The sequence below is a fragment of the Candidatus Ozemobacteraceae bacterium genome (assembly GCA_035373905.1).
Classification (GTDB): Bacteria; Muiribacteriota; Ozemobacteria; order Ozemobacterales; family Ozemobacteraceae; genus MWAR01.
In genome coordinates this window covers 1-10,292 of record DAOSOK010000072.1, presented here as the reverse complement: position 1 = coordinate 10,292, position 10,292 = coordinate 1, and the positions used below count along the sequence as shown (strand labels likewise).

The window sequence follows — 10,292 nt, the reverse complement described above, 5'->3', positions numbered from 1 at the left end:
ACGTTGTTGCCGGTCTGGCTCTTGAGGTTCGAGTCGTAGTTGATGAAGACGCGTTTTGGCATCAGGACCGGCCCCTCTTCCTTTTCCATGCGGTTGAGGTTCTCGACGGCGAGATTGCCGAGAATCGAGATCTGCTCGCCGCCCTTGATGCTGTTCTTCGCGTAGATGGCGGACTCGACCTTCGCCTTCGTCATTCCCTGCCGGAAGGTGACGAGGCCGTTGAGGGCGACGACGGACAGGAAACTGTCGGCGCTGTCGTGGATGACGTTGTCCGTCAGGATCACGTTGCCCTCGGTGACGATCATCGCCTGGCCGGAGATGCGGCCGCCGATATACACGTTGCCCTGCACGTAGATGATGCCCCAGAGGGAGGCGGGGCGGGCATATGTTCCCTTCACGTTCAGGTCGCCCTCGTAAAATTCGTGCGCATATTCTTTCGCATGTTTTCTGATGCGCTCGAGCTGGAGAGGCATGAGCTTGTCGGGATGCCTCGACGTGAAGTCGAACTTGGTGTTGATCGTATACGGATCCGAGCTTGGGTAGGGCGTCTCGGTGATGCCCAGCACGTAGGGTTTGAGTTTCTGGTAATACCGGATGATCTCGCCCTCGTAGTAGGTATATTTGCTCAGATATGGATCGTGGAGCTGGTTGTTGCAGAACAGGTATCCGATCTCGGGGCGCTGGTGCGAGAAGATCGAGTTGTCCTCGAAATAGTTGATGATATCGTCGGCGGCGAAAAACGGCAGGTAGACGTGCAGACGGCCGTTCGTGCGGATCTTCCCCCAGAGATATGGGTGCAGGTTCTGGATCGTCGTATCGACGTAGTCCTTGATCTTCACGTCCGTGACCGACATGACGAGCTTGCGGATGACTTTCAGCACCTTCACCTTGACGTCGCCCTCGAAGCTGATCATGTTCACGGTGTTGGGCTCCCAGAACAGGGCTTCGGCGTTGTTGCCGAGGGTTTCCTGGACGGCCTCGTTCGTGCGCTTGACGACCTCGTCGATCATCTCCTTGAGGGAACGGACGACGCTCCAGTTGCGGACGCGGAACTCGCCTTCCTTGATGTATTCGTCCTTCTTCCCGGAGACGAACAGCGTGTAGTTCTCGGCCGGCGGCGTCAGGTCGCTGACTTTCAAGTCGCGGATCATCTCGACCTTGCGCGAAGTCTTTTTGAATGTACCTGTCGATATAAAACGCAGGTTGCCTTCCCAGCCGCCCAGTGCCTTGTCGGCGTAGGTGTCGCGATTCTGTTTCCGGTAAATCTTCAGCGGGGACGGCACCTCTTCATACTCGTCGATATACGTCTTGAACGGGGTCAGTTTGAGGTTGGTGACCTCGACGAGCACTTCCGCCGCGCCGTTCTTGATCAGCTCTCCGTCGGCAATCTCGATCTTGAGCTGGAAGTTCTCGGCCCGGTCGATGTCAAGCAGCGCGAGCAGGCGGTCGTTGATCTCTCCGTCCTTGAGCAGCTTCTCGGTGAACAGTTCGCGCATCTTCACCTGCGCCTTTTCGATGCCCGCCTCGGCCAGGTAGTAGGCGACGATCCCGTCGCCCTGCTTCGCCGTCTGTGCGCGCTCCTGCGTCATATACGTCACAAACATCGTGCCGAAGATATACAGCAGGCCGACGACCGTCAGGAGCAGGAACATCGCGCTTCCCCGCGCAGGAAACGCCCCACCCCCCGCCGTTCCGCGCAGGGCGGGCGACAGGGTGCGGGCGATCGGCTCACGGAACATCATTGCATCGCGACGGATCAGATTTCCTCTTCCTCCTCGCCGTCGGCGCCGATGCCGCGCGGTTTTTCGCCGGCGGCATGCCATTTGAGGTATCCGTTGATGAAGCGGTCGAGATCGCCGTCCATCACGCCGTGCACGTCGCTGGTCTGTTCGCCGGTGCGCAGGTCCTTCACCAGCGTGTAAGGGCAGAAGACGTACGAGCGGATCTGGCTTCCGAACGAAATGTTCTTCTGGTCGCCCTGGAGGTTTTTCAGCTCCTTCTCGCGGCTCTCCTGCTGGAGCTTGTAGAGTTTCGCCTTCAGCATGTTGAGCGCGACCTCGCGGTTCTGGTGCTGGCTGCGCTCGATCTGGCAGGCGACCACGATGCCCGTCGGCAGATGGGTGATGCGAACGGCCGAACTGGTCTTGTTGACGTGCTGGCCGCCGGCGCCCGAACTGCGGAAGAAGTCGAGCTTGATGTCCTCGTCGCGCACCTCGATGTCGGCGTCGTCTGGCAGCACCGGCGTCACGTCGACCGCCGTGAAGCTGGTGTGCCGGCGCGCGTTCGAGTCGAAGGGGGAAATGCGCACGAGCCGATGGACGCCCTTTTCCCCCTTGAGATACCCGTAGGCGTAGGTGCCCTTCACGAGCAGGGTGACCGACTTGATGCCCTGTTCTTCTTCCTGCAGGTCCATCACTTCGTATTTGAACTCGTTCCTGTCGAGCCACCGGCAGTACATGCGGTACAGCATCGACGCCCAGTCGCACGACTCGGTGCCGCCGGCGCCCGGCTTGATCGAGACGTAGCAGTCGGAAGCGTCGTATTCCTCCGACAGGAACGTCGTCAACTCGAGCGTGTCGAGCCTTTTGACCAGCGGGTCGAGCTGGGCGACGAGCTGTTCGAACATCGTCACGTCGTGCTCGGCATCGGCGATCTCGAGCAGGTCGGCGGTGTCCTTGATCTCGGCCGCGAGCGTCTCGAACGCCTCGCACGACTTTTTCAACTCGGCGAGTTTTTGAGATGTGCTCTGGGCGCGGTTCCGATCGGTCCAGAAATTGGGTTGTAACGTCAGCTCTTCGAGCTCCTGGATCTGCCTCTTTCGTCTGGGCAGGTCAAAGATGCTCACCGATGCCGGAGAGCCGTGACTTCATTTCACGCAGGCGTTCTGCAATTGCAAAATCCACGGGTGTTCCTCCTGAGATGTCGTGCCCATTACCGGGTCACGCGGTAGATTCGGCGGATGCTCTCCCCCAGGCCATCAGCCTTCCCGCCGGCGACGATCTCGATCGTCATTTCGCCTTTCTCGAGATCCCGGCTGCCGATGGAGAAGCTGTCGATTCCATACGAGAGCGTATATGATGCCGGAGCGTCCTCCGGGATGACGATATCTTCGATGAACGAACTCGAAAGCGCGTTCCAGTCTGCCGTCGATGCCCCTTCGAGCACGGCCATCGTTTCGGGCAGCCGGCGCTGCATGACCTTCATCTTCAGGAAGAAATGCTGCAGGGCAGATCGAGCCATGAAATACGCCTTCCTGAGTTTGAACGCGTACATGAACCGGCCGCGGCTGTTCGACATCGTCCAGGAGAGCGAACCCACCCAGACGGCGAAGCAGAGAATGATGCCGAAGACGATGGGAAGCGCGATACCGCGACGTCTGAGACCGTTCACAGATCGGCCTTGTATGCGACGAGATCGAGCGTATGCGGGGCGGCGGTCCCCCACGTCGCTTTCAGAACGAGGCGTTTGTACGAGTTATCGAGACTGGTCCGCTCCATCCGCCCCGTGCGGGGATCGGCAACGGCGGAAAACTCGAGCGGCACCACTTCGACATGCAGATCGAATCTGACCTCCTGGACGCCGAGCTGGGCGGGACGAAGGTCGAGAAAGGCGGCGCGTTTCCCGTCTTCGCCGAAGTCCTTTCCGAGGCGGATGTTTTTCGAGACGCCGGCCGGCAGGGCGTCGTAGGGCAGGGCCAGGGCCTGTTCCATCTTTTCCTCGAGAATGTTCATGACCTGGTGATAATCGCCGAGTTCGCTGCTGCCCTTCAGATACTCGATCAAGAACATCCCGATGGGCAGCAGAACGGTGGACAGGATCGTCAGCGCGATCAACACCTCGAGCAACGTGATCGCCCTGCGTCTCGAACCGTCCCGTCTCCGTCCCATGGTTCGTAAGCATACCACAATCCCCGCCCCTGCGCGACCGTCGAGTCACGGAGAGGGTCTCTGCGACCGGCATGTGGGTCTCATCACCCTTTGCAGTACGGCGGTTCGTCGTTCGGCTCGAATCGCGACATGAATCGACGGCTGGACATGAACGGGAATCTCTGATAGGTTACCGGCGGTTTGCCAAAGGTGTTCCTTCGGGGCAGGGTGAAATTCCCGCTCGGCGGTGATCAGGCAGAGACCTGAAGTCCGCGAACCGCGTCGATCACGTCGGCGCGGCCGATCCGGTGAGACTCCGGAACCGACAGTACAGGCTGGATGGAAGAAGGAACGAGCCGCGCGTTCGTTCGCGCGCACCTCGTCGCTTTTCCGCACTTCCTGCTCCGGATCGCATCCGGCAACGGATCTTTCGCATGACGGAGCAAAGCGGATGGATGACGAATTTTATATGCGCCGGGCGCTGGAACTCGCCCGCCTGACGGTCGGCCAGACACGCCCCAACCCCTCGGTCGGCTGCATTCTCGTTGGGGACGGCCGCGTGGTCGGCACGGGAACTCACCTTCAGGCCGGCGGCCCACACGCCGAGGCGTTCGCGGTTCGCCAGGCCGGCGACCGTGCGCGGGGCGCGACCGCCTACGTGACTCTGGAACCGTGCGCACATCACGGCCGGACGCCGCCCTGCGCAGACCTGCTGATCGAAGCCGGTGTCGCCCGCATCGTCGTCGCCACGGCCGATGAGAACCCCCTTGTCGCCGGGAAAGGGATCGACAGACTGCGCAAGGCGGGCATCGCGGTCGAGGTCGGCCTCCTGGCCGAGGAAGCACGCCGGATCAACGAAGCGTTTTTCCTGTTTCACCGGGAAAGGCGCCCCCGGGTGACGCTGAAAGCCGCCGTGAGCCTCGACGGCAGGATCGCCACCCACACCGGCGAAAGCCGCTGGATTTCCGGTCCGGAATCTCGCACCGACGCCCATCTGCTGCGGCACGGAACCGATGCGATTCTCGTCGGAATCGGCACGGTGCTGGCCGACGATCCCGAGCTGACCGCCCGCCTCCCGAACGGAAGCGTCCAACCCCTGCGCGTCGTCCTCGACAGCCGCCTTCGCACCCCGCCGGCGTCGAAGGTGGTGAACGGGGCGGCGCCCACCGTGATCTTCACCACGCAGTCGGCCGATCCCGCCGCGACGGCCGCCTTTGAGGCATCCGGGGCCGAGGTCGTCTATCTCGGTGAGCGGATCTCCGTAGCCGCCGTTCTCGACCGCCTCGCGGCGCGAAACATCCAATCCCTGCTCGTTGAAGGCGGCGCGACGATTCACGGCGCATTTCTCGACGCGGGGCTGTTCGACGAGATCGTTTTGTATGTCGCTCCCAGGCTGATCGGCGGAATCGATGCCCCCTGCGCGTTCGGCGGAACCGGCATCGCCTCGGTCGCGGCCGCGCCGGAACTCGAGATCCGCGACATCACGCGCACGGGCGACGACGTCAGGATCGTCGCGGTTCCGAAACGGAGGCTCCCATGTTCACCGGCATCGTAGAAGAACTCGGCAGGATCGTGAGCATCAGAAGGCCGGGACGCGCTTTCGTTCTCCACATTGCCGCCATCGATGTCCTGAAAGGAACGGTCGTGGGCGACAGTATCGCCGTCGATGGCGTCTGCCTGACCGTGTCGGCGTTGCATCCGGACGGGTTCACCGCCGACGTCATGCCCGAAACCGCGCGAGTGACGACGCTATCTCTCCGCAGACCGGGGAATACGGTCAATCTCGAACGCGCCCTCGCCGCCGGCAAAAGGGTCGGGGGACATTTTATATCAGGACATATCGATGGAACAGGCCGGATCGTCTCGCGATTCCGCCGTGAAAACGCCGACATTGTACGGATATCGGCGACGCCGGCGTTGCTTCGGAAGATGGTGTCGAAAGGGTCCGTCGCTGTCGACGGCACGAGTCTCACGATCATGGGGCTCGATCGGACCTCGTTCTCGGTTTCGCTCATCCCGCACACCAGGCTGGCGTCAGGGCTCAGCGACAAGCCGGCCGGTGCGCCGGTCAACATCGAGTGTGACCTGTTCGCGAAATACGGAGTTCCCTGTCCGGATGATCGCACGGCATCCAGGGGGCCACTCAGTCTCTCGTTTCTCGAATCGTGCGGTTTCTGAAGAAAGGAAAGAGTTCTATGTTATCAGCGATAGAAAAAGCCGTCGCGGATCTCGCGGCTGGGAGAATCGTCATCGTCTGTGACGACGAAGACCGAGAGAACGAAGGCGACCTGACCTTTCTCGCGGAACGGGCGACGCCGGCCACCGTCAACTTCCTCATCACGCACGGGAAAGGTCTGGTCTGCGCCCCGGTGTCGGAGAACATCGCCAGGCGCCTGGAGCTGGCTCCCATGCTGCAGAGCAATTCGGATCCCCACGGCACGGCGTTCACGATCAGCATCGACCTTGCAGGCTGCGGCACGGGGATTTCCGCTTCCGAGCGGGCCGCCACGATCCGGGCCCTTGCGGATCCAACCCGCCGCGCCGGGGATTTTCGCAGACCCGGCCACGTGTTTCCTCTCGTCGCGCGATGCGGCGGCGTTCTTCAGCGGGCCGGCCACACCGAGGCGGCCGTCGACCTGGCCCGGCTCGCCGGCTCGGCCGAAGCGGCGGTCATCTGCGAGATGATCCGGCCGGACGGCGAGATGGCCCGCCTTCCGGACCTTGCAGCATTCGCCCGGACGCACGGGCTGTCCATGATCACTATCAGGCAGCTCATTGAATACAGGATGCTCTCCGACAAGCTGGTCCGCCGGGAGGTCGAGGCCCTTCTCCCGACCGCGTTCGGCCGATTCCGTATCGTCGGTTACTCCTGCGGGCTCGACGGCCAGGAGCACCTGGCCCTGGTGAAAGGGGAGATCGCCGACGGAGAGCCCGTGCTGACACGCGTCCATTCTTCCTGCATGACCGGCGACGTTTTCCGCTCCCTGCGATGTGACTGCGGCGAGCAGCTCGCCGCGGCCCTGACGGCGATCGAAGCCGAAGGACGCGGAGTCGTGGTGTATCTGCAGCAGGAAGGACGCGGCATCGGCCTGCTGAACAAACTGCGCGCGTACCGTCTTCAGGAAGGGGGCTGCGATACCATCGAGGCAAACGAGCGACTCGGGTTCGAGGCCGATCTCCGGGAATACGGGATCGGCGCTCAGATCCTGCACGATCTCGGCGTCCGCAGGATGCGCCTGATGACCAACAACCCCCGGAAGATTCGCGGCCTGGCAGGCTACGGCCTCGAGATCACCGAGCGCGTTCCGGTCGAGATGGCCCCGAAACGGGAAAACGCCGCCTACCTCGATGCGAAACGACGCAGACTCGGACACATGTTCCACGCTTGCGGCATCGCCGATTCGCCAGAATATATATAATATTATATATTTTATCTTATCTACCAGAAAGGGTAAACATCATGGCCGTTTTCGAAGGGAAACTCATCGGCACGGGGCTCAGAATCGCGATCGTCGCGGGCAGATTCAACGAGTTCATCACGGGGAAACTGGTCGAAGGCGCCCTCGACGCGCTCCGGCGGCACGACGTCGCCGAGGCCGACGTCGACATGGCCCGCGTGCCGGGCGCATTCGAGATCCCGCTCACGGCGCGGCGCCTGGCGGCGTCGAAGAAGTATCATGCGGTGATCGCCCTCGGCGCCGTCATCCGAGGCTCGACGCCCCACTTCGAGTATGTGAGCGCCGAGGTGTCGAAGGGTGTCGCACAGATCGGGCTCGAAACGGGCGTTCCGGTGATCTTCGGCGTCCTGACGACCGACACGATCGAGCAGGCCGTCGAGCGCGCCGGCACGAAAGCCGGCAACAAAGGCTGGGATGCCGCGATCAGCGCGATCGAAATGGCGAATTTGCTGAACGATCTGCCCTGAAGAGCTTCATCATGCTGGCGCAGGGGTTGGGTTCGAACCTGCGCCAGCTGCAACGGGATGTAACGACTCGGGTTACGAGCCCTGGCCGCAGCACTTCTTGTATTTCTTGCCGCTGCCGCAGGGACAGGGGTCGTTGCGGCCGATCTGGTTCGCGGCGCGCTTCGGGGCCGCGGCGGCGGAGACCTCCTCGCCGCGGTTGTAGGACATTTCCTGCTGTTTCTGCTCGGCGGCTTCCTTTTCCTCGGCGCGGGAGTACTGCATGCGGAACACGTAGTAGAGAACGTCTTCCTTGATATTCTCGATCATGTCCTGGAACATGTTGTGGCCTTCGATCTTGTATTCGACCAGCGGGTCGCGCTGGCCCCACGAGCGAAGGTGAATGCCGTCCTGCAGGTTGTCCATGTTGTGGAGGTGGTCTTTCCACTTGGCATCGACGATCTGCAGCAGGACGAATTTCTCGAGCTGTTTGAAGTCCTCGGGGCCGACTTCCTGGCGCTTCGCCTCGAGCGCTCCGAAGATCGCGTTTTTCAGCTCGTCGTGCAGTTCTTCCTGCGACAGCTTCTTCCACTGGTCGACGCGGCGCTCGATCGGGAAGATCTTGAGCAGACCGTCGGCGAAGGTCTCGTAATCCCACGAGTCGGGATCGATCTCGGGGTTGAAGGCCCGGTCCATGTGTTCCTGGATCGTCTCCTCGACCATGGATATAATATCATCATGTATATCATCCTGCTCGAGAGCCTTGCGGCGCTCCTTGTAGATCGTCGTGCGCTGCAGGTTCATGACGTCGTCGTATTTGAGGACGTGCTTGCGGATTTCGAAGTGGTGGTGCTCGACCTTGCGCTGGGCGTTCTCGATCGATTTCGAGATCCAGGGGTGTTCGATCGGCTCGCCGCGCTCCCAGCCCAGGCGTTCCATCCAGCCGGCGATGTTGGCCGAGCCGAACAGGCGCATCAAATCGTCTTCGAGCGAGAGGTAGAACTGGCTGGCGCCCGGGTCGCCCTGGCGGCCGGCGCGGCCGCGTAACTGGTTGTCGATGCGGCGCGCCTCGTGGCGTTCGGTGCCGATGATGTAGAGGCCGCCCGCCTTGACGACGCGCTCCTTCTCCTCGGCGCACAGTTTGCGGAAATTTTCGACCGCCGCCTCGTATTCGGGGCCTTCCCTCACCCCGAGCTCGTGCGCGGCGAGCATCTCCGGGTTGCCGCCGAGCAGGATGTCGGTGCCGCGGCCTGCCATATTAGTCGCTATTGTTATGGCGCCTTCGCGGCCGGCCTGCGCGACGATCTCGGCTTCCTTCTCGTGATACTTGGCGTTCAGGACCTGGGGGTGGATGCCGCGCTTGCGCAGCATCTCGGCGATCCGCTCGCTCTTCTCGATCGAGATCGTGCCGACCAGCATCGGCTGTTTGGTCTGGGCGACCTCGATGATGTGGTCGACGATCGCCTCGAACTTCTCCTCGGCCGTCTTGTAGATGATGTCGGAGAGGTCGTGCCGGATGTTCGGCCGGTTCGGCGGAATGACGACGACCTCGCACTTGTAGATCTCCTTGAACTCCTTCGCCTCGGTTTCGGCGGTGCCGGTCATGCCCGCCAGCTTTCTATAGAGACGAAAATAGTTCTGGAACGTGATCGAGGCGAGCGTCTGGTTCTCCTGCTGGATCGTGACGCCTTCCTTCGCTTCGATCGCCTGGTGCAGGCCGTCCGAGTAGCGGCGGCCGAACATGAGGCGGCCGGTGAACTCGTCGACGATCACGACTTCCTTGCCTGGACGGCCGTCTTCGCGGTCGCGCACGATGTATTCCTTGTCGAGATGGAAAAAGTGCTTCGCCTTGAGGGCGTTCTGCAGATGATGCACGAGCTCGATGTTCTTGTTGTCGTACATGTTCTGGACGCCCAGAACGCGCTCGACCGCGGCGATGCCGCTCTCGGTGACCGAGATGCCGTGGTGCTTCTCGTCGACGATGTAATGTTCTTCGGGCTTGAGCACCTCGCGGGCGACCTTCGCGAACACGTAGTACAACGAGGTGGCCTTTTCGGCCGGCCCCGAGATGATCAGCGGGGTGCGCGCCTCGTCGATGAGGATCGAGTCGACCTCGTCGACGATCGCGAAGTTGTATTCGGGCCGCTGGGTGCACTCGGCCACGTGCAGCGCCATGTTGTCGCGCAGGTAGTCGAAGCCGAACTCGTTGTTCGTGCCGTAGGTGATGTCGGCGGCGTAGGCGGCGCGCTTCTCCTCGGCCGTGAGACCGTGGACGTTCAGGCCGACCGTCAGGCCCATGAACCGGTAGATCTTGCCCATCCATTCCGAGTCGCGGCGGGCCAGGTAGTCGTTCACGGTGACCAGGTGGGCGCCGCGGCCGACCGGCACCATCAGGCCCCGCTCGTCCTCGAGCGGTTCGAAATGCCTGACGCCGCGCTTCTTCGCGAGCTCGACCCAGGCCGGGTTCAGCTCGAGGGCGTTCAGATACAGCGGAAGCGTCGCGACGAGGGTCTTGCCTTCGCCCG

At 62.1% G+C, this 10,292-nt stretch carries 9 protein-coding genes and 1 riboswitch; of the genes, 4 read left to right on the top strand and 5 right to left on the bottom strand.

Features of this window, described 5'->3' with window-relative positions; genetic code table 11:
• From PLU72_20015 to PLU72_20000, 4 genes are all read right to left on the bottom strand, one after another.
• Positions 1–1,739, bottom strand: a 1,739-nt coding sequence (locus PLU72_20015; protein ID HOT30470.1) for a hypothetical protein, incomplete at its 3' end; no start/stop codon positions are given.
• A 17-nt stretch (positions 1,740–1,756) separates the two neighbouring features.
• A protein-coding gene (prfB, locus tag PLU72_20010; GenBank protein HOT30469.1) for a peptide chain release factor 2 occupies positions 1,757–2,870 on the bottom strand; the annotation gives its coding sequence in 2 pieces (ribosomal slippage) (positions 1,757–2,839 and positions 2,841–2,870; 1,113 coding nt in all).
• Positions 2,871–2,931: 61 nt separating this feature from the next.
• The gene (locus PLU72_20005) at positions 2,932–3,390 is read right to left on the bottom strand and encodes a hypothetical protein (protein ID HOT30468.1); all 459 of its coding nucleotides are present in this window, start codon (positions 3,388–3,390) and stop codon (positions 2,932–2,934) included.
• Complete coding sequence (locus PLU72_20000) at positions 3,387–3,887, bottom strand: prepilin-type N-terminal cleavage/methylation domain-containing protein (protein ID HOT30467.1); 501 nt, start codon at positions 3,885–3,887, stop codon at positions 3,387–3,389. Before PLU72_20000 ends, PLU72_20005 begins: the two co-directional genes overlap by 4 nt.
• Before the next feature lie 189 nt (positions 3,888–4,076).
• Positions 4,077–4,221, top strand: a riboswitch (FMN riboswitch).
• Between the two features lie 96 nt (positions 4,222–4,317).
• Between PLU72_20000 and ribD the strand changes: the two genes are divergently transcribed.
• The 4 genes from ribD to ribE are packed head-to-tail and all read left to right on the top strand — an operon-like array spanning position 4,318 to position 7,791.
• Positions 4,318–5,421 (top strand): bifunctional diaminohydroxyphosphoribosylaminopyrimidine deaminase/5-amino-6-(5-phosphoribosylamino)uracil reductase RibD, encoded by a 1,104-nt coding sequence (ribD, locus tag PLU72_19995; protein HOT30466.1) that lies wholly within the window; start codon positions 4,318–4,320, stop codon positions 5,419–5,421.
• Positions 5,403–6,044, top strand: coding sequence for a riboflavin synthase (locus PLU72_19990; protein HOT30465.1), 642 nt, complete (start codon positions 5,403–5,405; stop codon positions 6,042–6,044). Before ribD ends, PLU72_19990 begins: the two co-directional genes overlap by 19 nt.
• Positions 6,045–6,061: 17 nt before the next feature.
• A complete protein-coding gene (locus PLU72_19985) occupies positions 6,062–7,285 on the top strand; it encodes a bifunctional 3,4-dihydroxy-2-butanone-4-phosphate synthase/GTP cyclohydrolase II (protein ID HOT30464.1) in 1,224 nt (407 codons plus the stop codon).
• Positions 7,286–7,323: 38 nt separating this feature from the next.
• Positions 7,324–7,791, top strand: coding sequence for a 6,7-dimethyl-8-ribityllumazine synthase (gene ribE / locus PLU72_19980; protein HOT30463.1), 468 nt, complete (start codon positions 7,324–7,326; stop codon positions 7,789–7,791).
• Positions 7,792–7,863: 72 nt separating this feature from the next.
• Here the strand turns inward: ribE and secA are convergent.
• On the bottom strand, positions 7,864–10,292 hold a 2,429-nt coding region (secA, locus tag PLU72_19975), incomplete at its 5' end, for a preprotein translocase subunit SecA (GenBank protein HOT30462.1).